The organism is Novosphingobium sp., from assembly GCF_031424035.1.
Classification (GTDB): Bacteria; Pseudomonadota; Alphaproteobacteria; order Sphingomonadales; family Sphingomonadaceae; genus Novosphingobium.
Map to the genome: position 1 here is coordinate 1 of NZ_JANPGP010000056.1, position 23,903 is coordinate 23,903.

A 23,903-nucleotide genomic window follows, 5' to 3' on the forward strand; every position below is an offset into this window, starting at 1 on the left:
GCCCCACAGCGCCAGCAGCTTGCCGATCCGGTACCGGGTCGACCAGTCAAGGTCTTCGATCCCCATGCCATCGGCAGCTTGACTGATCGTGGTTTCCTGCTTGTCCACCAGATAGGCTTTGAGCGGCAGCGCCAGCGGATCACCATCGAACACGGCATCGCTGTCCGCCACGACAGGCGGCAGGCCCACCTGCATCCACAACCGCCGTGCCGCTACCGGGCCGAACAGCCGCCGCGCCTCGCGGATAACGCTCACCCCCGCGACCAGTCGTGACGGATCGAGGTCGATTGCCTGCGGCGGCGGCGGTTCCAGCTCGTGCATCTGGTACTTGCCGGTGCGCCGCAGCTCGGGAAGCACTTCGCTGGTCACCCATTTACGGAAGCGGCGGGCTTCGGCTTTCCTCGAACGGAAGATCAGGCTGTACATGCCGCTCTCCGAAACGACATTCATCTCCTGCATGCCGCCAAGGGTGTCACTAATAGTTACACCCCTCTCGTCTTCGTCGAGGTCTCCGACCGCCTTTCTTGAATTGGACAGTGCCAGCACGCGGCAAATGTCATTGGCGACGAACCATGGATCGCCCGCGATCATCACGATGCGAACGGGATCTTCGTCAAACTGGTAGGACAGCAATGCACTCATGGTCGATCTCCAACAGATCGCCCGGCCACCGGGAGGCTATTCCCTTGGTGGCCGGACGTGCCACGATTAGCCTTACCGTCTGTTGGAACGGCGCACCCGAAGGTGCTCGCAACACGCCCGACCATAAAAAACCGCGCCCACACTGGGCGTGTGGCGCGGGCTGCGCCAACAGATACAGGGAGGCTAATCCCTTGAGCGGGACATACCGCTCGACGCGCGCTATACATCGCCGCGACTCGACCGGCAAGGGGGCTTTGATGCAACGTACCACTACAGTTATTCTGCTCGCGCTCGCGATTACCGGCTGCGCCACAAAGCAGTACGGGCGCCTTGCCCCGCTCTCCTCGCTTGAAATGGGCGCTTATAATTGTCGCGACATCGCCATTGAGATTTCCAAGATTGATGCTTTCGACCAGCAGATCCGCGAACAAGCCGGTTTTGACGGTCGCTCTGCGCTCGGAGTACTCGGTGACTTCGGTATCGGGAATTCCATGGCCAAGGGCGGAGCCGAGAAAAGCTCGATCGAACGCCGCCGCCAACTTGAAGCCCTCTCTTCGCAACGCGGATGCACCAAGGTGCCGCTCGCCGACCCGGCGACCACTGCCACCACTGCACCCGCGACCTGACATCACAGGCACCCCCGCAACGCCTTGAGCGCGGCATCGTCTGCGTCCAGCTTGGCCAGCACTTCTGCCGCGACCGTCGCTTCGCGGCCTTCGATCGCGGCAAAGGCCAGTCCGTCCAGATCGCCGGCCTCGATCGCCGCGCGCACGTCATGCGCCAGCCCTTCCACCTGCGCGGTCACCGCCGCACCGGCGGGATCATCGAACGCCGCAAGCTGGCTGTCGCCCATGCGCGGATCGGCCACGTCCTGCCGGGGTCGCCCCAGCCATTCGCGCACGTCATCGGCGCTCACCCCGGTACGCTTCGGCGCGGCACCATTGGCCACGCCGTCGCCCGGATGCCATGAAATCGTCCGGCCCTGACCATCCTGAAACGTATAGAACCCGCTCTCGCCGCGCCCCATGCTCGGCGGCGGATAGGGCGTCAGTGCGGCTCGCAGGTCATCGGGCACCTTGGCAATGCTGCCCGATGCGCCTATATCGCCCACAGTCCCGGCGCTGGGGGAGCGGTCCCGCGCACCACTGGCAGCACCTCCGTCCTCCGCTGCCGGCGGGACTTTCCCCTTCTTCACCTCGAACGCGGTCAGCAGCCATTGCTGCGCCTCGCCGTCATAGTCGAGCCGCACCACCGCCTGGTGATCGGGGCTTTCCATGCGAATGCGGTTCTTGCTCCGGCTGGTGACTTCCATCGCATCGATGATCGCCGGCAGGTCATCCATCACTTCGGGATGCTTGGCCGCAATATGCGCCAGCCCGCCCTTGGCATCGCCCCACTTCACATCGATCGCGCCGATCTCCGGATGCGACAGTGCACCGCGAACCTCGCCGGCCTTGGCGGCCATCAGCGTGTCGCGCGCTTCCGCCCATGCCTCGCGCTTGCCGAACAGTGGCGCGGTCAGGCCCAGTTCGTCGGCCTCGGCCCGGCTCTGCGCGATCCGCCATTCGATATCGCTGCCGAACAGGTCACGGCGCAATTGCGGTGCCGGCTCGAAATCCATATCCGGCCCATCGCCCGCACGGCCTTCCTCGGCTGCCAGCATCGCGCGCTTCTCGGCCAGCAGCGCCCGCTCTTCGGCCAGCGAAGCCAGTTCGGCATCGATAGCGTCGTCGCCCCCGGCACCGGCCCGGGCAGGCACAGAGCCCCCGCCGTCCTGCTGCATCTTGCCGCGCGCCCAGCTTACCAGCTCGCTCGCCGATCCGGCCCGGGCAAACACCGTGCGATTGGCGCGGATGCTCGCCGCCGATACCAGCTCGTGCACCGGCGTATCGCCCGCCGCCCTCAGCACCCGCACCGCATCGCGCGACCCAAGGAAGTGGGCAAGGTACACCGTGCCATCATCGACCGGCACCTGCGCAGCGCGCAGCGCGCGCACGTTGCCGGCGGTGAACGTCTGCATGACCTTGTCCTGCACCGCGCCATCGGCCCGCTTGGCAAGGATCGCCGCATCGCTTTCTCCGGTCGAACCGAACGTCTGCTTGTAGCTGCCCAGCCATGTCGATTTCAGGAACTGGTAGCGGCCATAGGCGCTCGACGTGGTCGCCGCGGCTACGTCATTGCCACCGCTTTCCGCCGCCCGGTTGCGACCCATGAACCGGCCCATGTCGAACGTGCCGGTCGCTTTTGCCGCAGCAGGCACACCCCGCAGGCGACTGTTGATCTGCCAACCATGCTCACGCTGCCCGGCTCCATTGGCTTCATATGGATTGCTGGCCGCCACATCGGCCTCGCGCCGCAGCACAGTCAGCGCCGCCGCTTCGGTTTCGCTGATATGCTGCTTGCCGATTACCTCTTGGGCAATGTCCGCCAGCAGCCTTTCCTGCCCGCCCGGCTCGACCAGCGTTGCCCGCGCTGCCCACCGGGTGCGCAGGCCTTCCGGCAGGCGATCCCAGTTCGCCGTGACGACACGCTCAAATCCGGACCGCGAGAGATCGAGCGCCTTGCCGGCACCTTTACCCACATAGGGCAGGCTTTCGAAACCACCGCGCAGCACTGCCCCGCCAGCGAATGCATATCCTGCGTTGCGCGCCTTGTCGCCGAATGTCCGGGTCTCCCCCAGCTTACCAAGGTATTCATCGACTTTCGGACTATGGATCAGCTCCGGTGCCATATTGGCGAGACCTTCGGTCAGCACCCGCTTGGCGACGGTTTTCCCCCATCCGCCGACCAGCAGCCACGGGACATTGTCCATATCGTTCAGCGACTGGACCGTACCCCCGGCAAAGCCTGCCACGCCTGCCTTGAAACCGCCGGGCGATCTTGCCAGCACTTCAGATGCTTCGGCGCGCTTGACCTTGTCCCGCTCATAGCGGGGAGCCATGAAGGCATCGAGATTTGTCGCGATCCCCTTCAGGGCGCGCGGATCCCGCGCCTGCTCCCGCGCAACCTCTGCAAGGATCTGGCGCGCCACATCGTCGCGGCCAATGGCGCGACGGCTCGCGAAGCCATAACCGGAACCGCCGCCGGTCCGGCGGATATCTTCGATGGTCAGGGTGTTCTCTACCGGCACCCCCGACGATGGCTGCACGATCCCGATCTGGCCGCGCTGATGCCGGATTTCATTGAGCGCGCGGATGACCGGCGCGAATTCCTCGTCATAGGCGCGGTCAAGCCCATCCGAATTTTCCGCCTCCTGCATCGCCGAGGCGGCATCATAGACCTCGCCCGGTCTGGCCGGCGGCCCCATCGATGGCCGGGGCCGGACGGGAGACCGGCTCTGCGGCAGGATTGGCGCTGTCATCGCCCGGCACCCGGCGCACGATCAACCGGCATCGTGAATACCTTGCCATCCTTGCGGATCAGCGGTGCGCCGTCGGTTCCTTCAAACCGGTACCAGAGGTTCCCGGCATCATCTTCATGCTCGACCACGGGCCGATAGTGCAGGCGCACATCGGCGCTCTGCGCAGGTTTCCCGCTGCCATAGAATGCCCCGGCCTTGGTAAAATCATAGCGCGCATACCGCGTCTCGAATTCCTCGCGGCTCCACCCGGCGGGCAGCTCGATCACATGCCCGGCGATCTTGCGCAGTCCGCCCTGCTCCGTTCCATCCGGTCGCTTGGTGCCGCCGAACACCGTGCGCACTGCACTGGTGAACAGCCCCGAGTTCCAGCCTTGCGTGACCCCGCGCCGCTCCTGCCACGCCGCATGCAGGTCAAGCGCGGCATCGAGCATTTCGTCATAGGCCCCGCCCAGCTCGCTGACCATTGGCCCGAGCTGCGCATCGAATGCCGCGCGCGCCGCCGCTTCGCTTGGCTGCGCCTCACCCGGAGGCACGGGCAGATAGTCCTTGCCGCGCGCCTTTCGCACTTCGTTCCCATGCAGGATTGCGGCGCTGGCATCGGGCGGGAGGCTCCCGAGGATGGCCGCCCTATCGCCCAGCTTCGCCGCCGAGACCATCCGTTCGGATCGCGGCATATTGTGCAGCTGCGCTATGACCTGCCGCTGGCTGTCGCCGCCTGCTTTCCATAGGGCGCCCAATTCCTCACCCGCCGTTTCCGACCGTGCTTTCAGGGTACGCTGGATATGATCCAGTTCACGTTCCCCGGCTCCCCCAAGCTGGCCTTCTGCTTGCAATTGACGAAGCGGCGCGGCGCGCGCCTGCAGATCGCCGGTCGCCATGCGCGCAAACACACGCGCCCGCCCGGCATCTTCGGCAAGGTAGGCATATTTGACAGCAACCGCCGGATCGCCGCCCTTGCTCCTGAATTCATCGATAGCTGCGGCAATGTCCGAAGGTGCCGGCGGATCACCCTTGTCGATCATCACGCCCATGACTTCGAGCCGCTGGGCTACACCCTTCAGTTCGTCCCGCTTCTGCCGGTCGATTTCCAGCGCGGCTTCCTTGACCTTGAACGCCTCGGTGCGCAGGGCCATGTCCGTGCTGCCGCGCAATCTTTCCAGCGTTGCCGGCGGCAGGAAATCGAACTTCCCACTGTCAAGAATGGCCCGCGCCATCGTCGGGTTCGTGTCCTGCAGATGCTGGATATAGGCAGTGTTGATGCCTTCATCGGCATGGTCGCGCAGCTTCTTGCGGCCTTCCGGATCGACGTTCTGCAGGCCGTCTGTCAGCTCATAGCTGGCCTTCAGCGCCTCTGCCGGCGTCATCGCCCCCCGGCGCACTTCGTTCCGGTAAATATCGAGCGTTTCAACCGTATTGCCGAACTGTCGCGCCGTCGCCTTGCCCTGCGCGAAGATCTCTTCACGCGATCCCAGCTCGGCCGCATATTCGTTGATCTGCACTTCCGCCCGGTTTCGGACCTCTCGCGACGTGATGCCGTCGAGCAGCCCTTCACGCGCAGCTTCGAGCGTCTCGACAACTTGCTTAGAATGGGTCGAATAGTTTAGATCGGAGGGATTGGTGCGCAGATGCTGCACGACACCAACCATGTTCTGCCGCTGCAGTGCCAACCTCTTGGCGACCTCGGCCGCCTGCCGATCGGCCTCAATCTTGAGCTCGATTTCGCGCGCCTGTATTTTCCCGCGATGGGCGACTTCACCCAGCTGCCCGACCGCGCGACCGACCTGTGCGCCAAAGGCATCGGGCGATGCCATCGGCATCGGCGCGCCTGCCTGAGGCATGATCCGGCTCTGATATCCGCTTTCGTCGGCCATTATCCGGGCATCCTCGGTGCGGCCCAGTTGCTTTCGACCCGCTGCTTATCGATCTGCTGCTGATGCGCGGTTGCCCCCGCACCGACCAGTCCGCCGACCAGATCGAACCAGCCTTGCGTGCGCGCCTGGCTGGCCTGCGATTTCAGGCTGCGCGCTTTCGATCCGGCCTGACGGCGCAGCTCGAGCATGTCGAGCGTTGCCTGCACCTGGCTTTCGGCCAGCCAGTCGAGCGCCGATCCGGTGCCGCCTTCGAAGCCGTTGGAGAACTGCGCGGCAATCTGGCCGCCGATGGCATGGCGCGCCTGCGCCCGCACGCGCATCGCCTGGTTCTCGCCGGCGTTGACTTCCTCGGTCGCCTGCGCCTCTAGGTTAGCCGCGTTTTTCCGGTTGGCGACGAAGCCGCCGACGCCCTGGACTATCGGCCCAACAATCGCGAGCGCTTCCATCAGGCAAACCTCTCATAAAGCATGACCGTCTCGCCGCTCGGCCCAAAGCGGCGCAGCAGGTGCGCCGGGGTCAGGCCGACCGTTTCGGCCCAGCGCATTTCCGGGGTCGGCGTCGCCAGTGCCAGCGACACCCGCTGGCCGGCATCGAGCCAGGGCCGATCCGCGAGCAGGGCCTCGATATCGGGCGCGCGCACCAGGGCTTCGACGCGCGGCAAGCCGCTGTCCGCCACCGCCGCGCGCGCCCGGCGGGTCAGCGCCACGTGCGCATGGCCAAGCCCCTTTGCCAGCAGCGCCCAGGCCACCCCTTGCCGGCCCGCGATCTGTTCCACCACGCCGAAACAGGCGATCAGCCGCGCCCCCCCGTCTCTGGTGGCTACCCGGCAGGCCCACGCCTGCGGTGCGGCGAGGTAATGCGGCAAGGCTTCGTCGCTCACCCCGCCCGGCATGCCGAGCACGGTTTTCTGGCTTTCCTGCAGCTCGATCGAGCGCAGATCCTTTTCGGTAAGGCGCGTGAACTCGGTCATGCGTCCCCCGTATCAAGCTCGAGCGTCATCACCGTCGAGGTCACCAGCGCCGGCAGCGGATCTTCACTGATCCAGCTCACGCGGCCGTCCTTGTCGAACGCGGTGTCGACCAGGCCATTGGTCGCCCCGGTAAACAGCGGGATCGGCGCGTCCATCAGGTCATCGCCCTTGCGGTCGATCACTTCCTCGAATGGTCCGTCGCCGCCTTCGATCGTATGGCCGGCAACCTTGATCCCCAGCGTTTCGAGCAGGCGCAGGACCACCTTGCGCGCCCGCTTGAGCATGCCGACCACCGAGCCGGAGCGCACCTTGACCTCGGGCGGCAGGGTCCGCGCATAGGCGCGGTAGGCCAGCCCGACGATCAGCGTATAGGACGTGGCCGGGACTTGCCCTGCCGGCAGCGTCAGGCTGCCATCCAGCGCCACCGAGCGCCCCGGGATCACCGCGCCGCCGGCGAGCACCGCCACGGCCTGCCCGGCAAGATGATCGAGCCCGGTGAACACCGTCTGCCCGGCCGTCGCCGCGATCCGCACGCCGCCGTCGACATAGAACGATTGATCCTGCGCCTCGCCCAGCTCGCGCCAATAGGCCTGCTTCCATATCTCGCGCACGGTATCGCCCACGCCGTTCACCCGCTCGACCAGCAGCCACAGCGCATCGCGCTTGCCATCGGGTCCGATGATCGCCTCGCCCCACAGCGCCCGCGCGCCGCCGCCCAGCACCTGCCGCGACCAGCCCTTGATATCGGAACGGCTGTCAGCATGGCTGGCCACCTGCCCATCGCCGCGCACCGCATGGATCAGCGGCTGCGGATTGCGCTGCACACAGAGCGTCACAATGCCGCTGGCGGTGATATGCCGCGCCGCCGCCGTCAGGTCCGCCGCGACATAGCGATCGCTGCCGAAATCGTAATTGGCCGATCGTGCGCGCCGCCCGCCACGCTCGACGAACACTGTCTGCACCCCCAGCTGCACCGGCGCGATCGCCTCGCTGCCATAGAAGCTTTGCGGGTCCGCCGTGATGTTATCGCCAGAGATCGCCGCCGCCGAATTGGTCGGGCCGACAGCCAGCTCGCGCGATGCCGTGCCCAGCAGCAGCTTGCGGTCGCCCGCGATCCATACCGGCGGATCCATGGTCGCCAGCCTGCGCCGAAAGGCAAGGTCGGGTTCCGGCGCGCCGCTGTCGCTGAACGCGGCATAATTTGCCCGGCCGCCGCCAAAGTCGCCAACCACCGATGCGATCAGGTCGAAATCCTTGATATGGATCATCCGGCCGAAGGCCAGCGAGACAAGGCCCGGCCAGCCCTCGGCCGCCGAAAAGCAGCCCAGCGCCCAGCGGTGCGTTGCGACGCTGGTGCAGCTGTCCGGAAGCCGGCGCTTGACCGTCGCGCTGACCTGCGTTGCGCTGGTAAAGCCGGTGATTTCCACGATGCCGAAGCGATCGTGCACATATTCCCATTTGACCCCGTAATGGCCCTTGGCGTTCAGTTCGTCCTGCTTGCCCTGCCCATCCCACTCCGCGCCCTCGGTATGGATCGGCGTCGAGGATCCGGTCACCCCGGTCGGGCTGACCTTGACCATGTCGACGGCCTTGTACACCTTGCCGTCGCTGCGCACCTTGTCGTTGGTGGCAACGCCTTTCATGCCGGCTTCCCAAGCCTTGATATCGGAGAAGTCCTTCGCCTGGATACGCATCAGGCCGCCGACGTGACCGGCCGCGAATATGGCGGCAGTGCACGTCACGTTGATCGCGCCAGTCGTGCCGCTTACTGTCACGGTCACCGTTTCATCGGTATTGTCATCCTTGAACGGCCCGTTGAGGAAAATCAGGTCGGCATGGGTAAAGCTCGCCGCGCCGGTGCGCAGCAGGCTCGCCGGCGGATAGCTGGCATGATCGATGTAGAGCCGGTCATAATTCTGCTGGAATGACAGCGCCGGCGCATCGGCCGGGGCATAGGGCACCGTCACTTCGACCGGTGTGCCCGGCGGGCTTTCGATCCGCAGGTCATTGGTGAACAGGCGCAGATTGGTGCCCCATTCCAGCAGGTATTCCTGAGTGACGGAAAAGCGGAAGGCCGAGATCCGGCTTGCATCGTCCTGCGCCGCGCTGATGAATTCGAAACCGCCGCGCTTGACCAGCGGGCCTTCAGCGGTCGCGATCCAGTTTTCGCAGGCTTCAAGGCCATAGGCGTACTGGTCGGTATCGACCCGGCCTGACAGCATCGGATCGATCTCACCGGCAAGGAAGCCCGCCAGCAGGTGACGATAGGAGGCCATTCAGGTGAACCTCGCCGTGATCCAGTCGCTTTCTTCCTGCTCGATCGGCGGCTCCTGCTGTGCATCGATTTTCTTCGCGGTCGAGATCAGCGACCGGTACAGCGCCTCGCCGGCCTGCTCGCTATAGGCGCTGCCGGCGATGCGCTTGCCGATGCGCCATGCGATCCGCGCGGCAAAGGCCTCGGCAAAACTTTCATCCCACAGCGCCGGTTCGGTCACGTCGACCACGACGCGCACCGAAAGCGGCCCGGCGACATTGCACAGGATCACGCGGCCTTCGTGCCGGTACGTGTCGCGCGCGCCCTCGGTCAGGACTTCGACCAGGCGCAGGCTTTCCGCCGGCTCCTGGAACATGCTTTGCCAGTCGCCCGGCACCGTACCCGCCAGCGCGGCCAGGTCGACCGTACGCATGGCGAAATCGAACTTGCCATCGCGCAGCGCGGCCCGGCGGTTGAGATCCCAGACCTCGCGCACCGTCCGCGCCAGGGTACGGTTGTCCCCCGGATCGGTGATGCGCGCTTCGGTGCCCACGTGCACCGCGACCGCATTGGCGATCTGGACGAAGCTCGACATGGCAGCCTAGAGCGGCGGCCAGGGCGCGTTGAAGATCTTCTGCTTGATCTCGTCGACCAGCACCAGCGCCTCGCCCTTGGTCAGGTTGGTGAAGTCGATGTTGAGCGACATGGTGTCGCTCTGCGCTTCCGCCGCACCGGCCGCGACAACCACGTCCTTGAGATCGACTTGACCGCGCTTGATCGTGAATTTGCAGGTCGCCATTCAGGCCTCCATGTGGTTGGGGGGAAAGGCGCGGATTGCCTCGACGCAGCCCCTGCCTTTCCCCCATCACCGGGCCATGCTTGCGCCGGGCCCGGTGAATTCCTTAATCCGATCAGCGCCCGATCAGCGATTGCCGAGCGTCCACAGCTTCCAGTGGGCGATCGTCGCCGCCGCCACCGCACCGTTCGCCGTGAGGTAGATATCCTCATCGGCAGCCAGCGGCCCGGCGGTGAAGTTGGCCGCCGCCATGGCAAGCCCGGTCCAGGTGTTGATCGCCGTCATCGTCTGTGCGTTGACGTATTTGGTTGGAGCCGCCAGCGTGCCGATCGACACCGTCACCGCGCCAAGCGTGGTATCGGTCAGGTACTCGACCGCATCGAGCAGCTCACCCGCGCGCACGCGGCCAAGATAGACCTTGTCGGTATTGGCCAGCGCCGGCGCGGCGGCATTGTTCGCGGTATAGTCCTTGGTCGCGATCGTACCGGCGGACTTGGCACCGACAATGCGGCCATCGGCCTTGTTGGGCGGGATAACCGAAGTGTCGGGCGAAACCCCTGCCTGCTGCAGGGCGTAGTAGGTAGCCATGAACTTGCTTCCTTCTCTCTGCCTCGGGCCGGACTTCCTCGCCGGCTGTCATTGGCGAATGGTTAGGGTTGAACCGCCCCGCCGAAGCGGAGCGGTTCATTGCGACCCGAAGGGTTAGCCCTTCTGGTTGAGGATGATGCCCGACATGCCCGGCTGAGTGCGGGTTGCGGCGAGCGTCGTGCCGGCGAAGTACTGGACCGAGCCGAGCTTGCCCGGCAGGCGGTCGAGCATGGTCCGCAGGTTCTGCCAGTAGTTGGCAACCAGCCCGCCTTCGACCCAGAACGGGGTCTTGCGATAGCTAGACGCATCGGTGGCCAGCGCCGGGATCGTGCCGAGCAGCGGGTTGTCGAGCTCGAGGTAGATGAATTCCCACCCCAGCAGGCCCACCACGCGGCCGCGATCGTCGACCTTGCCCTTGTAGCTTTCCTTGAAGTCCGAGCTTGACACCGGGATTTCGGTCAGCAGCGCATCGTTGTCGTCGGCGGTCAGCACCATGAAGCGGCGCGCGTCGAGATCGGCATAGCCCTGAGCGAGCAGCTTGGTGGCTGCACGGATCTTGGCCGTGTTGATCTTCTGCGCGCCGGCTGCACCGCCGACCGTGACCGCGATGGTCTGGCCGCCGGGGAATGCCGTCGTGGTGGTGCCGGTCTTGCCCGAAATGATCGAGCCGTAGAAGCCTTCCAGCACGCGCTGATCCTTGACGCGGTTCACCGTGGCGGTGATCGACATCATCGTGGCGCTGCCAAGGTTGAGCGACGTGCCGAGGTTATCGGCATTGTCGACCAGGTCGGCGTCGTAGCCTTCATCGGGCTTGGGGATCCAGATGCCGTCGAAGCTGCGGTTGCCGTACTTGGTATCACCGTGGCGCTCGGTCGCGAACTGCGGCGCGACGTTGCCGATGATATCCTTGACCTTGATCTTTTCGGCACCGGTTTCGCTGCCGAAAATCACTGCACCGGCGACGCTCTCGAGCTTCGACTTGGTCTGCTGCAGCTGCATTTCGAGATTGTTCTGAAACTTGACCTGCATTGCAGGTGTAATCGCGATGGACATGGCCCTTGCCTTCCAAACAACAGGTTGAACTGGTTGCTCGAAGGGCTTGCCGGCGACTGCCGGGCCTCTCTATCGTTTTACGCCCGCGATCGGCGGCTGCTTCCCAGCTGGGCTCCGGGCCGTTCGTCTGTGCGACGTGATCGGCTTGCCAGAGACTTGCCTACTACCCGGGAGTGATACCTTGCGGCTCTGCTCCCGGGGTTCGGAAGGCCTGAAAATGATTGACGCGGGACTCGCTGTCAATCCCCCTACTGCGCTGCTGCAAATTTCCGGTTGGCAGCTTCGCCCAGGATATCGTTCAGCCGCTCATATTCGGCGCGTTCCGGCGATCCCGGCACCATGATCTTGGCGCTCATCACCGGGTCCGCCTTGATCTGGTCATACCGCGCCTTTGCCTGCGCCTCGGTCATGCCGAACCGGCGCGCGCCGCCGTCGCCGTTGGTCATCACATCTTCGGACAGGCCGTTGCCCAGCTTGGCGAGCATGTCCATGGCCGGGCCGGCACCCCACGCCTGGCGCAGCGACAGCACCTGCTCGCGCGACATGCCGAGCGCCTCGATCGCGCGCGTCACCGCCGCCTGGTTGGCCGGGGCCTTGTCGCCCCATTCCTTGACCTTGCCGGCCGCTTCCTCGTTGAGCCGGGCATCGAGCGTGCCGAGCTCCTCGAGCTGCGACTGCACGAACTCGTTGACGATCGCCTTGTAGCCTTCGGCCGGCACCCCGGCTTCGAGCGCCTTGGCGGCAAGGCGCTCGAGCACCGGCGACAGCTTCACCGGTTCACCGTCGACGCCCTTGAGCACCTCGCCGTCCGCGCCCTTGGGCGGTTCGATCGTGTAACCGGCAACGTCATCGGGCACGCCGATCGCCGTGCGGAAGGCCTTGACCTCGGCCTCGCTGGCCCCCTCGCCGGGAACCTTGACCCGGCCGGTATCATGCAGCGCCTTTTCCGCGCCGCGATACGAATTGACCAGCCCATCGATATCCTTGAAGCCCTTGGCCTTCACGTAATCGCGGTTGCTCGGCACGTCGCCCTCGGCATTCGCCGAGAGGTTGCCGAACCAGTCCGGATCGACCGCGCCGCCTGCACCGGCATCGCCGCCGGCGTCACCGCCCGCACCGGCACCGCCATCCCCGCCCGCGCCAGTATCGCCGCCAGCGCCCGCGCCGAGAAAGTCATTCACATTTGCGCCGCCAGCAGCACCGTCATTCCCCAAGGCCATGATCTAACTCCATCAGTTTTTGGACTGCATTTTCGTCCAGGTTGAGCATATTGGCGATCCGCACGAACACTTCGCGCCGGCCTTCCCGGCGTGCCATGATCAGCGGATCGGTATCGAAAATCGTTGGTCGCGACGCGCCGCAGAAGTCGCGCAGGTCGGCAAGCACGTGCTCGCCGACCGTGTGCATCCCGCCGTTGTCCCCGCGAAACAGGCTCCGGTAGAGCCGCCGCGCGGGGACCAGCGACAGGAACAGATCCTTGTACGATCGCGACAGCAGCATCGCCTTGAACCGCTGCCGGTTGACCTCGAGAATGGCCATGCCTTACGCCGCCTCGCTCAGCTGGTTGCCCTTGGCGAAGCTCTGATAGGCATCGGCCACCTGCTGGATCTGCTGGCCCTGCAGCTCGGCCTGCTTTTCCTGCTGCCGCCCCTCGCGGATCGCGGCGACGGTCTTGGGATCGCGGACATAGCTCGCCTTGACCCCGATCTCGGCCGCCATGCCCGGGATCGCCACGTCGTCATCGATCCAGTCATAGGCATCGGTCTTGCCGCCGGTCGCCATGGCCGTGAGCGTCTCGATCCAGCGCAGGGTCTTGCCGGTGCTTTCCGCCCGCGCCATCGCCGCCAGCATGTTGTCGTATTCCATCAGCGGCCAGGCACCGACTTCCTTCACCACATCGGGCAGTTCCGGCATCAGGTGATCTTCGCGCAGCGCGAGATCGAGCTCGCGGTTCGACAGCGGCTGCTGCTTCTCGGTTTCGTACCGGCTGGCAAAGGGCCGAACCAGCACGCCCTGCTTGGCCATGACCTCGAGCACTTCGACCGTCGTCATCCGCGAATTCGGATCGGTCAGGATCTTGTAGAACTCCTCGAGGAAGGCGGTCTTGATCTCCTGCTGCTCGGCCGCGATCATTTCGAGCGCGAAGGGGATCCCGTTCTCGCCGCCCGGCATGCGCGCCACCATCGCCCGGCCCATGTCGTCGACGAAGCCCGGGTTCATCCCGCCCGGCTTGCTCGCCAGCTTCGATACGTTGTCCTCGTTGTTGAACAGCAGCGCCGGATCCACGGCCTTGTGGGCAGCGCGCAGCGTCGTGTGCTTCATCGCGTTCGCGCCGCCGATCGTCGGCAGCATCTTGATCCCCGGCGAGCGGCCGTACTTTTCGCGCGGGCTTGTCGTGTGCCGGCTCACGCTGATCGGCATCGAGTAATAGCCCTTGCGGCGCAGGTAGATCTTCTCATCGATGGCCAGCACGCGCGAGGCGATCGGGAACCGGCGATGATCGAAGGTATCGCGGTCCCACGTGGTATTCGGTGCGACCACGAAGAGCAGCTCGAAGGGCGTGATCTCGCCGCCGTCCTTGGCCAGCGCGTCGCGCATCTTGGGCGTCAGCGCCTCTTCGCCGAATTCCTGTTCGATCTCGCGCACCGGCTTGCAGACCTGCCGGTGCACCGTGTCGACCATGCCGTTGAAGTCGGTATCGATCCAGATTTCCGACAGGTGGAACGTGCGGTAGTACAGCCCGCGCCGATCGGGGCGCACATCGGTCAGCACCGCGCTGGTGCCATAGCGGCCCAGCTGGTCCCAGTCCTCGTTGACCGAGATCCCGAAGCCGGTGTGCCAGGCATGCCGCACCGCGTACTGGCGCTGCCCGGCCTTCTCGCACCACAGCAGCACGTCGCGATCCTTCATCAGCTCGGCATCGGCGAACCGCGGCTTGATGTAATCCCTCTCCTGCGGCGTCGTGATCGCCACGCCGGCCGCCGCAAACCGTTCGTTCGCGGTGATATGCGTCGTGTCGAAATTCTTCGCGCCGCGCACCCCGCCCGGGCTCATGCGGTCGAAACCGCCAGCGCCATCGGGAAAGCGTTCATCGATCTGGCGCCAGATATCTTCATAGGGCGCGCGTTCTGCCTTGAGCCGATCGTGCCGGCGCAGGTCCGCCTTGGCGAGATCATCATCCTGGATAGCTGCGATCATCTTTGTCACTCCGTTGATCTTCAAGCGTCGAGGGGCTCGGGAAAGGTGCCCGGACCGGCCGTTCGGGAGAGGAGGCGACCGGCCCGGGCTTTGCGGCTACGTGGTGCGTCCGCTCAGAACACCACGTCGCCGGCAAGTCTCATCGTGTGGCCGCTGGTGATCTCGAGCACGTCGGAACGCGCGCGATAGGCCGCCAGCTTGCCGTCGAGAAACAGGCCATAGCCGGCCAGGCTGGCAGGGCCGCTGGCCGACAGCGTCACACCTTCGAGCCGCAGCCCGTTGACGCCGACCCGCCAGGCATCGCCCTCGATCACCTGTGCCGGCAGGTGCGCGATCTCGGTCTTGCCGTTGGAAAACGCGACCTCGACCCGCTTCGCACCCTTGACCAGCTCAAGCAGGTCATCGGTCGAAAACGCATCCTTGAGCGGCGCGATCTCGCGCGGCTTGGGGGCCTTCACCGCCTTGGCTTTCGGCGCGTTCTCGATTTCCTTGAACTTGGCGACCAGCGCATCGCGCTCTTCGCTCACCGTGGCCAGCTCGGCCGTGAGCCGCTCGGTATTGTCGGCAGCGGCATTCAATCCGTCGATAAGCACCTCCGGACGGGACCCATTTTCTGCATCCAGTTCGATGCCGATACGGGCAAACGCCGCCTTGGCCGCAAGGTCCATTTCCGACGGCTCTTTCGGGGTTTCGAGCTCTGCGCCGATCACGTCCGCCGGCGCATGCTCCTTCACATCTTCCAGCTTTTCACCGGTCTGATCCTTGGTTTCGGTATCACTCATCGTCATTTCCTTCCGTCGTTGAAAGTCAGTTGCCCACGACCAGGCGGCCGGTCGAGCCAGCGCCCAGCTCATAGCCGGTGGATCCGTTGGTCATGTCGGCCAGTGCGCCCTTGCGGCGCAGCAGGGCGTTATCCCGCATCGCCATCGCCTCAGCATCGTCGCGCGTCGCCTGGGGCAGCGGTTGCGCTCCCTTGCCGCCGCCGGCGATGGCCTTAGCCGCCAGCGACCCTGCCAGGCCAATACCGAGCAGCTTTGCACCGCCCCCGAAAATTGCACCCAATAGTTGCATCGTTCATACTCCTGCAAAAACATCGAAATCACTGTCGTTCACGACAGGCTGGCCGCTATTGTGGCCGATCAGGCTGGTCGCTGAACTGTGGAGATCGAGCCCCTTGTCGAGCTCGAAGCAGCCGTACTGCAGGGCATCCATCAGATCGGAGTAGCCCTGCACCTTCTTGGGCACGTCGGAGTAATACCCGTCGCCCGCGCCCTTCCCGATCCGCTGGTAATAATACTTCGTCCGGAACGCCCGGCGGGTCATCTTGCAGCGCCGATGGACCAGCAGCGCGCGATCGGCACCGATCACCCGGTTGAGCCGCTCGCGTACCGCCTTGAGGCGCGGCGCGATGGCATTCTTGGGCACGCGCGCCTTGCGGACCTTGAAGCCCAGCCCCTTCTGGAAGTCCTGCCGCCACGACCGGAAGTTGATCGCGTCCTCGCCGGCCGCGCCGGCGGGATCGCACACCGCGTCGCCGATCTCGAAACCGGGATATTTCTGCATCAGCACGTCATGCGTCATCTTGCCGAGCGCCTCGCCGCCCATCTGCACGACTTCGATCTGGTCATCTTCGGTTTCGAATACCGCCGAGAGCTCTTCGAGGATCCGCAGCTGGCCCTTGACGTACTGGCCGACCAGCACCGCGCCGATCAGGCCCTGGTCCGCCATGATGAACAGCGGAATGCCGGGGATTGCCTCGAAATCGGCGCTGTGGATCGTGTCGAGATATTCCGGAAAGACGGAACGACCGGACTGTTGCGGCGTGAACTTCGACCGCAGCATGCGCGCGATGTAATCGAGGTTGCCGCGCGACTTCGCGAAGGCATATTGCCGCTGATAGTACCCTTGCGGCAGGTTCTCGACGTTCTCGGCGCGCGGATTGGGGTTGCCGTATTCGTCGACCGCTTCGGGCTGTTCGAAATACTCGACCAGCGGCCGCCCGCCCGATACTGCCATCAGCGCATCGGACACCGAATTGTCGAGCTTTTCCTCGACCAGCACCTTGTAGGTCCAGTTTTCGTCGTCGTTGCCGTTGAGATCGAGCATGATCTGCGGATCGACCGCTTCGGGATAGTCCAGATCACCGAAACGCCCGACGCGGCCGGCAAGGAAGGTCAGGATATCGGGATGGGTCCGGTCGGCCTCGTTGACCAGCGCGGCCGTGACCTCGAGCCCGCGCAGCGCATCCTCGACCGTCTGGTCGCCGATCGCCCGGAACTCCATTTCGACCTGGCAGACCTCGAGCACCGGGGCCTGCGGATCCGCGATATGGCCGTCGCGCTGCAGCACGAAGGCGAAACGGTGCAGGCGCGGGCTCGCGTTGATGAAATGGCCCACGTGCTTCGGGATGATCTTCCACCAGCTGGGGATCGTGTTGCGATCGAGGTTCGGATAGGTGTCACGGATGATCGCGAAGCGCGACTTGCGCACGATCACGCCGTCCCGGCCCTTCACGCCCGGCTGTTTTTTCGCCAGCTGCAGCATGGCCTGGCCGCTGGCGATCGTCTTTCCGCTGCCGACCGGGCCCATGATCCCCTTGATGAACGCCCGGCTCGCCACATAGGCATCGGCAATCGGCCCGATCCGCTTGAGCTCACGCGGTTTCGCGAGATACTGGCTCATACGGCACCGCCTTCGACGTCGTCGAAATCGCCGTAGGGGATGAAATCGCCGGTCATCGCTTCCTTGGCCTCGGCCTCGGTAATGTTGATCCCGGGGATCAGCAGCGTGAAGTCGCCGCGCGTCGTCAGGTCGACGGTCACCGGCATCTTGCCCTCGACAAACGGCGCGACTTCGGACGCGGCGCGGACCTGCAGGAAGGCCGCCTCTTTCTTCGAACAGCCGAGCTCGGCCGCCAGCGCATCGGTTGGCCGGCTGTACACCTGGCTGAGGAATTCGAGCGGGTGAACATACCGCGACAGCAGGTAGGATCGGACCTCCTGCGTTTGCCGGTTGCGCGCGCCGACCGGCCGCCCACGCCCGCGCGGTGCCAGCGCCACGTGGCTGCTCGAGGTTGATGACGCGCCGCTCTCTTCGCGCAGCAGCTCGAGCTGCTCGGCATCGCGCAGCGGCAGCAGCGGCCCGGCATCGGCGATCGCCGAACGGATCCCCGTCGCCGTGCCGAGGCCGCCGTCGCCGTGCTCGCCGTTATCCACAAGGGGGTTACGCTCGGTTGACATGGGCATCCCCTCGCCTAACGTGACCGGCCTCGACGCAGCCCGCCCAGCCCATCGCACAGGCCCGGCCGCGTCTCTCCCCGACCCCATTGTGACCAAATAGGTTCGCGGCTTTCCACCCCGACCCGGTGTTGCCGGTCGAGATTTTGCGATCCTCGCCCGGGCAGTGCCGATCCCCTGCATGCAGCAGACCGGTCGAAATTCCGGATCCCTCGCGGGCGATCATGCTAGAGGCGCGCGAGGCCAGCGATGGGGGACATGGGGGGGCCTCGGCCGGCACCCGGCGCGCGCCCTGGTCGAGGCCGTCGCCTTGCCCTGGTCGACCAGCTGCACCGCGCACAGGCCTGCTAGGCAGGGGCCGAGCGCCAGAAACCAACGCAAAACCGAGCCTCTCCGGCCACCCTTCCAACAACACCCTTCCAACACGCCCCGACGCGCGCACCAAAAACGGCAGAAATCCGCCATTCCGACCAGCAGCGCCGTCGACCAGGCCGAGGCCGAGCTCGAGGCCCGCGCCGACCCGCCCAGCACGGCCGAGCCCGAAAGTTTGCGCCACCCTCCCCCGCGCGACGGTGCTCCGCAGCCGATCGGCGGCATCGATCGACGCCGGAGCCGGATATCCGACCCCTATTTTAATCGGAAACCGCAGAACTCCGCCAGTTCCGAGGCCGAGGCGCAGACTGGTTACAAGCTGTAACCGCTTTGCAACCAGCTTGTAACCAGTAAACCTATGAATATGCTCATAAATCCAGAGTGGTTTCAAAGTTACAAGCTTTTCCCCTCGCGCATATACGCGCAGGTGCTCGCACACGCCCCCACGCGCATGACGCGAGGCTAGATCACGTAACCGCTGTAACCGCACAAAAAGCGCAGCAATATCAAAGCTTTGAGAGTTACAAGCAGGTTTCGCCGTGGTTACGTCTGTAACCGCTACCCCTGACCCGAAGGGAGCCGAAAACTGGCTGCGCCACCTCTTGGCATCCCAACGGGCCGGGGTCAACGGTGACAAAGAGAGAGGCGCGAGATCGACGCGCACCAGGTCAATCGAACCATCGGGCCCGGGCGCGCGGGAAGCATGGAAAGTGCGATCGCGCACCGCGTCCGCTTTGCGGCCGCTGCGATCGCGTGCGGCGCTTGCCGCAGTCTGTGGATAGCTATCTTGACTTGGCAGGTTTCCGCCATGCTGCGCAGTGGAGTTTGACACGGCGATCGCGGCGCTTGACACGCCTAGCCGTTCCGGTTTATCGGAACAACCAGTCACCCAGGCAAAGGCCGGGTTGACGGTCAAAGGAAGGACCGAACCATGCTCGATTTCTGCATCTGCGAAGAGTGCCGCCGAGGCGACGCCCTTCCCCTCCGTCGCCAGGGCATTCCCGGCGCTCGCCAGCTCGCCCTGGTCGATGCTGCGCCGGCCGGCACGGACAACCGGCAGCCGCGCGGCCCGCAACGCGGCCTCGAAGGCCTCGGTCTGTTCGACCAGACATTTGCCGGTGCCAACCAGCCCAGCTTGTTCTAGGAGGAAGGTCCCATGGCCATGACATTCATCGAAACCGAACTTCACACCATCAAATGCGCGCTCGAGGCCGCTGCCGAGATCTACGAGAAGCATGCCGCCACGGCCGAGAACAACAGCCTCAACAACCTCGCGCGGCAGTTTGACCGGCAGACGCGGGATTGTCGCAAGCTGATCGCCGATATCGAGGCGCACGAGCCAGCCTGACACCACCAATCCAAGCTCACCAAGGGGCCGGGGCATCACGCTCCGGCCCCTTTCTCTTGCCCGTCGCGCCAGTCCTTAACCGCGCCCGGCTGGCTCGCCGCCGGCAGCTCGGTTTCATCGAGCACCAGGTGCAGCGGGATCAGCACCGCGCGCACCGAAATGCGCCCGAACTTGATCGGCTGCGCATCGATCGAACCGTCGCACCGGGCGAGCGACTGGCGCCAGACGCCGCCCTGCCACTTGGTCCCGCCGAACAGGTCCGACAGCGCCTGATGATTGTTGGCCACGCCAAGGAACGCCGGCAGCGCATGGTCCTCATACATCACCGCGCCCCATGCGCCGCTGTCCTTGCGGGTCGGGGTAACGATACTGAGGCCGAGGGCGCGCAGCCGCTTGCTCGCCTTGTCGCCCAGGGCGTCATTGTTCTCAAGCAGCGGGTGTGTGATGCCGGCAACCACCTGCCCGATCCACTGGCCCAGCGGCTCGCGCTCATCACCGCCGCGCGCCTGCACCAGCGTCGTTTTCATGTGGTTGAGGCAGGCCTCCTCATCGGCGACCGCTTCGCTGATCTCGGCCATGCGATCCGGCCGGCAATGGCCAGCCCACAGCGCAACCTCTTCGTCGTCGGGCAGGCCGTCGACAGTGTCCCAGTCATTGAGCGCGAGGTCAGCCGCGGCTAACAGGATCCCGAACTGGTCGCAGGCGCGGGCATCGTGGCCGGCCAGCTGCAGCGCATCGTGAAACTTGGCCTTGGTTGCCGCCAGCCGGTGCCACTGGTCGATCATGCGGCGCGACAGTTGCCGGCCCAGCTTGGGCAGGTGCCACTTGTCGAGGTCGAGCTTGTCGCCGTCCTTGGCCAGCTTGCCGAGCTCGAGGATGGCGAGGCGGCTGCGATCCTGCGGCTGCAATGGCGGGATCGATATGCTCGAGAACATGAAGGCGCTGCGCAGCGTGAATTCGTGCGCGGTATGGTCCTGCCCGCCCCGGTGCACCGCGTCGCCGCTGCTGCTGACGCGCGCCAGCTCGATCACGGCATTGACCTGCCGGTTATCCTCGCCCGCCTCGATCTCGTCAAAGATCACCGGCACCGTCGAATTCTTCAGGCTCTGGCGGATCGCCGCCGCGCTGGCATTGCCGGTGCGGAACAGGCCTTCGCCGTAAAGCCGGTGATAGACCCCGTCGAGCCCGTTAAGCGTTGACTTGCCGGTGCCCTTGCCGCCGGTAATCCACAGGTTGGGCCGCCATGCCAGCGCCCCGCCGAGCGGCGCGATCGCGGCAAAGGCGAGGGCAAACCGCGCATCGAGCAGCGGCCGCTTCCATTGCCAGCTGCGCAGCAGCCGCAGCAATGTCTCGGCCGGCTTGGTGTCGACCGCTTCCAGATGCGGGCGCGGGATCCCCGCCGCCGCCGGATAGACCATGCCGGCATGCAGCCCGGTATCGACCCAGTTCCACCCCTTGATCGAATTGTCGGCGCGGTGAACGCTCACCAGCACCGCGTCGCCGCAATGCAGCGCCAGCCCGCCATCGTTCAGCCGGTGCGCCCCGCGTCCACGCATGCGGCCCGCCGGGTCAAAGATCCCGCGCCGCGTGCCTTCCACGACCAGCGCCTCGGCCGCCTTCGCCTGGTCAAACCCGATGATCCGCGCCGGCGCGATCTCGACGTATTTCTTGGCCTGCGGATCGTACTGCTTTTTCGGCTCGCTCCACTTGGGATAGTTCGCCTCGATCCAGCCGATCGAAGGGCCGAACAGCGCGGCAAGGCCCAGCTTGCCGTGCCGGTTGCCGGCCTCGAGGCCGACCAGCTGGCCGTTGTAGTTGAGATAGAAGATCGTCTGCTTGCCGGTGATATCCTGCGCATTGCCCAGCACCTTGATCGGGCAGGCCGGCGGAAACTCCGGGTATTCGTCCATCCGGTCGAGCTCGGGCGCACGATCGCCGGCGATCGCCAGCTCCGGCGCGGGCCGGGGATCCGCCAGGGCATCGGCGATGGGATTGGACGGATCGTTCATATGCGCACCGACTGGATCCCGCCGGTGCGACGGTGCTTCTGTTCGCGATGGCCGGCATACTTGTCGGGATCCGCGCGCTGATCGGCCGGCGTCCATGCTTCATAGGGCAATTGATGATCGCAGCCCTTCCATCCGGGAATGCCGCACCGCTTGCACTCTTCCGGGCTCAAGGCGACCTGCGTCGGCCGCACTGGCGCGACCGGTGCCGGGAGAGGCTTGGCCTTCGCCGCCTCGACGAAGCGGGAATAGTCCGGTTTGGGCGATGCCTTGACCAAGCCGAACTCGCGCGCCAGGCGAACCGGTGCCGTCTCTCCGGCTGTCACGTCCATAGGCTCAGACGTTGCAGCTGCAGACCGGCCTGCAGCGGCCCTACTAACGGGCTCCACGATGGCTTCGGCAATTGCAACCACCATCGCTTCATCGCCCGCGTTCGCTTGGATTTCTTCGAGGGTGACAGAACCTGTCACCCCCTGCGCAGCACCAAGCCATGCCGGCGGCATGCCCAGCTCACGGCGCACCGAGGCGCGAAAGAAAGCCCCCGCGCTGCTCACGTGCCCGGCACCATGACCGGCCTGCATTGCGCCGAGCTGCCCAGCAGCGCCGAGCGCAGCGACAGGAACGCCGGCGGATTGGCAACACTCGCCATCAGCGCGGCAAGCCGCTCGGCCTTGGCTTCGCAGTCCGGGCAATGCACCGAACCATCCGGCCCGCGCCACGCCTGCCCCCGGCACGTCATGCAGCTGTCAACGGTCCAGCCAGAATGCCCCTTCATGCGCTTTTCCTCTGTGCGGCAAGCCAGCTTTTCAGCCAGTCGTTCATGTCCTTGACCCCTTCGGGCGGCATGACGGTCGAAACGTGGATCCCGCGCGCCTGCTGCTTGGCGATCGTCGCCTCGAGCTGGTCCTGCGCGGTCAGGTTCTGATCGCGGTCGCAGACCACAACCAGGTCGCGCGCCGCTTCGGGCAGCACCATCATTCCCATGTTGGTCACCGAATAGGCCGCAAGGATCCAGTCGTTCGGCCGCATCATGCGCACCACGATCGCATCCTCGATCCCCTCGGTGACATAGACCGGCGCGCCCTCGGCCATGGCCCGCAGGCTCTGGCCCGCCGCGCCCTTGGCCAGCAATCCGCGATTGATCGGCACAAAGGCCCCGCGCGATGGGCCGAGCACCTTCTTGGCATCATTGCCCGGCAGCTTGCCCCAACGCCCGCCCACCTGCGCCAGATAGGTCCGGTGCGTCGCCATGTGGCGCAGCTTGCCACCCACCAGCGCGAACATCGGCGCCAGCATCGCCGGCAGCTTGCAGCGTTCCTGCCGGTGCCAGACTTCGGGATGGAACCGCAGCGCGTTCGGCCAGGCACTACCCGGCAACAGATCCCGCCCGCGCAGGTATGCCTCGACCGGCGTGCCGGCGATCGGCTGCGCCAGCTGGTGCAGGTACAGCGCCCGCGCCCCGCGCGCCCGCCGCTCGCGGTCCTCGCTGTCGCGCAGCTGCTGCGCTTCATGCCGCGCCCGCGCATCGGCCGCCGCCTGCGCCAGCTCTTCCGGGCTCGGCTTGCGGCGCGGCCCGGGCACGAAGGTGTCATGAATGCCAAGGATCGCCTTGGCTTCGGAGATCGCCTGCTGCTGGTCACCGTGGCACATCTTGATCCGCACCAGGTCGAGCATGTCGCCCTTCTTCTCGCTGGCATGGCAATTGCCGAAATCGTACCAGTGCCCCTGCCGGTCACCGATCAGGTCGACCTTGAGGCTGGCCTTGCCGTCGCCGCCGATCGGCGGATCGGGGATCCCGCGCGACCACCACGACCGGCGGCCATCTTCATAGCGGCCGTTCGGCAACAGGCGCGGCGCAAGCTCGCCCGCCCGGGCATTGAGATCCGCGCAGATCCGCTCGATCGACACCGCGCTCATTCCCACTCGCCCCCGGCGGCGATCTTCGCCGTCTCGGCAATGTCGAGCGCCAGCGCCAGCGCCCCCTCGACCGACAGCCGCGCCAGCACGACGCCGCCGGCGATCAGCTGGACATGCCAGCCGTCAATGTCATGGTTTGCCGCCACCGCGACCGGCGCACGATCAAGCCCGCGCGTCGCCTCGAGCGCGCCCGGCCGCTGATCGAACAAGGGCGGCGACCAGCGCTGCTCGAGCCGCCCGATGATCGCGGAGAAATCCCCGCGCCGCCCGAAATCCTGCCCCCCGGCCATC

General features: G+C 65.6%; 25 protein-coding genes. 3 read left to right on the top strand and 22 right to left on the bottom strand.

All coding sequences use genetic code 11. The features are described 5' to 3' along the window. Window positions 1-642 (bottom strand): Bro-N domain-containing protein (locus tag RMO89_RS08550; RefSeq protein ID WP_310532506.1); only part of this gene is annotated, 642 nt, incomplete at its 3' end. A 191-nt stretch (window positions 643-833) separates the two neighbouring features. Here RMO89_RS08550 and RMO89_RS08555 point away from each other — a divergent pair. Then, complete coding sequence (locus tag RMO89_RS08555) at window positions 834-1,268, top strand: hypothetical protein (RefSeq protein WP_310532507.1); 435 nt, start codon at window positions 834-836, stop codon at window positions 1,266-1,268. Between the two features lie 2 nt (window positions 1,269-1,270). Here the strand turns inward: RMO89_RS08555 and RMO89_RS08560 are convergent, their stop codons facing one another. The 16 genes from RMO89_RS08560 to RMO89_RS08635 all read right to left on the bottom strand — a co-directional run bounded on the left by RMO89_RS08560 (window position 1,271) and on the right by RMO89_RS08635 (window position 17,972). Continuing rightward, window positions 1,271-4,003: a hypothetical protein gene (locus tag RMO89_RS08560; RefSeq protein ID WP_310532508.1), complete on the bottom strand. Its 2,733-nt coding sequence runs from the start codon at window positions 4,001-4,003 to the stop codon at window positions 1,271-1,273. Then, window positions 4,000-5,874 (bottom strand): hypothetical protein, encoded by a 1,875-nt coding sequence (locus tag RMO89_RS08565; protein ID WP_310532509.1) that lies wholly within the window; start codon window positions 5,872-5,874, stop codon window positions 4,000-4,002. The genes RMO89_RS08560 and RMO89_RS08565 overlap by 4 nt, the downstream gene beginning before the upstream one ends. Next, window positions 5,874-6,320, bottom strand: coding sequence for a hypothetical protein (locus RMO89_RS08570; RefSeq protein ID WP_310532510.1), 447 nt, complete (start codon window positions 6,318-6,320; stop codon window positions 5,874-5,876). Before RMO89_RS08570 ends, RMO89_RS08565 begins: the two co-directional genes overlap by 1 nt. Continuing rightward, window positions 6,320-6,844 (bottom strand): hypothetical protein, encoded by a 525-nt coding sequence (locus RMO89_RS08575; RefSeq protein WP_310532511.1) that lies wholly within the window; start codon window positions 6,842-6,844, stop codon window positions 6,320-6,322. The genes RMO89_RS08570 and RMO89_RS08575 overlap by 1 nt, the downstream gene beginning before the upstream one ends. Further along, window positions 6,841-9,120, bottom strand: coding sequence for a hypothetical protein (locus RMO89_RS08580; protein WP_310532512.1), 2,280 nt, complete (start codon window positions 9,118-9,120; stop codon window positions 6,841-6,843). Before RMO89_RS08580 ends, RMO89_RS08575 begins: the two co-directional genes overlap by 4 nt. Next, the gene (locus tag RMO89_RS08585) at window positions 9,121-9,693 is read right to left on the bottom strand and encodes a hypothetical protein (RefSeq protein WP_310532513.1); all 573 of its coding nucleotides are present in this window, start codon (window positions 9,691-9,693) and stop codon (window positions 9,121-9,123) included. Between the two features lie 6 nt (window positions 9,694-9,699). Beyond that, window positions 9,700-9,897, bottom strand: coding sequence for a hypothetical protein (locus RMO89_RS08590; RefSeq protein WP_310532514.1), 198 nt, complete (start codon window positions 9,895-9,897; stop codon window positions 9,700-9,702). Between the two features lie 123 nt (window positions 9,898-10,020). Continuing rightward, complete coding sequence (locus RMO89_RS08595) at window positions 10,021-10,482, bottom strand: hypothetical protein (RefSeq protein WP_310532515.1); 462 nt, start codon at window positions 10,480-10,482, stop codon at window positions 10,021-10,023. 114 nt (window positions 10,483-10,596) lie between these two features. Continuing rightward, on the bottom strand, window positions 10,597-11,535 hold the full coding sequence (locus RMO89_RS08600) for a phage capsid protein (protein WP_310532517.1): 939 nt from the start codon (window positions 11,533-11,535) through the stop codon (window positions 10,597-10,599). Between the two features lie 248 nt (window positions 11,536-11,783). Next, window positions 11,784-12,755 carry a hypothetical protein gene (locus RMO89_RS08605; protein WP_310532518.1) on the bottom strand — a complete coding sequence of 324 codons (972 nt, stop codon included), beginning with the start codon at window positions 12,753-12,755 and terminating at the stop codon, window positions 11,784-11,786. Continuing rightward, on the bottom strand, window positions 12,739-13,074 hold the full coding sequence (locus tag RMO89_RS08610; RefSeq protein WP_310532519.1) for a hypothetical protein: 336 nt from the start codon (window positions 13,072-13,074) through the stop codon (window positions 12,739-12,741). Before RMO89_RS08610 ends, RMO89_RS08605 begins: the two co-directional genes overlap by 17 nt. Before the next feature lie 3 nt (window positions 13,075-13,077). Next, window positions 13,078-14,733, bottom strand: a complete 1,656-nt coding sequence (locus RMO89_RS08615; protein WP_310532520.1) for a portal protein — start codon at window positions 14,731-14,733, stop codon at window positions 13,078-13,080. Window positions 14,734-14,846: 113 nt separating this feature from the next. Then, window positions 14,847-15,515, bottom strand: coding sequence for a hypothetical protein (locus RMO89_RS08620; protein ID WP_310532521.1), 669 nt, complete (start codon window positions 15,513-15,515; stop codon window positions 14,847-14,849). A gap of 25 nt (window positions 15,516-15,540) precedes the next feature. Further along, a complete protein-coding gene (locus RMO89_RS08625; protein WP_310532522.1) occupies window positions 15,541-15,804 on the bottom strand; it encodes a hypothetical protein in 264 nt (87 codons plus the stop codon). A 3-nt stretch (window positions 15,805-15,807) separates the two neighbouring features. Continuing rightward, window positions 15,808-17,415, bottom strand: coding sequence for a hypothetical protein (locus RMO89_RS08630; RefSeq protein ID WP_310532523.1), 1,608 nt, complete (start codon window positions 17,413-17,415; stop codon window positions 15,808-15,810). Continuing rightward, entirely contained in the window at window positions 17,412-17,972 is a 561-nt protein-coding gene (locus RMO89_RS08635) for a hypothetical protein (protein WP_310532525.1), read from the bottom strand. The genes RMO89_RS08630 and RMO89_RS08635 overlap by 4 nt, the downstream gene beginning before the upstream one ends. Window positions 17,973-19,272: 1,300 nt before the next feature. Here RMO89_RS08635 and RMO89_RS08640 point away from each other — a divergent pair. Together RMO89_RS08640 and RMO89_RS08645 are read left to right on the top strand one after the other, a co-directional pair. Next, window positions 19,273-19,485 carry a hypothetical protein gene (locus tag RMO89_RS08640; RefSeq protein WP_310532526.1) on the top strand — a complete coding sequence of 71 codons (213 nt, stop codon included), beginning with the start codon at window positions 19,273-19,275 and terminating at the stop codon, window positions 19,483-19,485. Window positions 19,486-19,497: 12 nt separating this feature from the next. Further along, window positions 19,498-19,689, top strand: a complete 192-nt coding sequence (locus tag RMO89_RS08645) for a hypothetical protein (protein ID WP_310532527.1) — start codon at window positions 19,498-19,500, stop codon at window positions 19,687-19,689. Between the two features lie 35 nt (window positions 19,690-19,724). Here RMO89_RS08645 and RMO89_RS08650 read toward each other — a convergent pair whose 3' ends face one another. From RMO89_RS08650 to RMO89_RS08670, 5 genes are read right to left on the bottom strand one after another with little or no spacing between them, the layout of a single operon-like run. Beyond that, complete coding sequence (locus RMO89_RS08650; RefSeq protein WP_310532528.1) at window positions 19,725-21,698, bottom strand: hypothetical protein; 1,974 nt, start codon at window positions 21,696-21,698, stop codon at window positions 19,725-19,727. Beyond that, complete coding sequence (locus RMO89_RS08655; RefSeq protein WP_310532529.1) at window positions 21,695-22,249, bottom strand: hypothetical protein; 555 nt, start codon at window positions 22,247-22,249, stop codon at window positions 21,695-21,697. The genes RMO89_RS08650 and RMO89_RS08655 overlap by 4 nt, the downstream gene beginning before the upstream one ends. Then, window positions 22,246-22,470, bottom strand: coding sequence for a hypothetical protein (locus RMO89_RS08660; RefSeq protein ID WP_310532530.1), 225 nt, complete (start codon window positions 22,468-22,470; stop codon window positions 22,246-22,248). The genes RMO89_RS08655 and RMO89_RS08660 overlap by 4 nt, the downstream gene beginning before the upstream one ends. Beyond that, a complete protein-coding gene (locus tag RMO89_RS08665) occupies window positions 22,467-23,612 on the bottom strand; it encodes a toprim domain-containing protein (protein ID WP_310532531.1) in 1,146 nt (381 codons plus the stop codon). Before RMO89_RS08665 ends, RMO89_RS08660 begins: the two co-directional genes overlap by 4 nt. After that, complete coding sequence (locus tag RMO89_RS08670; protein ID WP_310532532.1) at window positions 23,609-23,902, bottom strand: hypothetical protein; 294 nt, start codon at window positions 23,900-23,902, stop codon at window positions 23,609-23,611. The genes RMO89_RS08665 and RMO89_RS08670 overlap by 4 nt, the downstream gene beginning before the upstream one ends. Between the last annotated feature and the right edge of the window lies 1 nt (window position 23,903).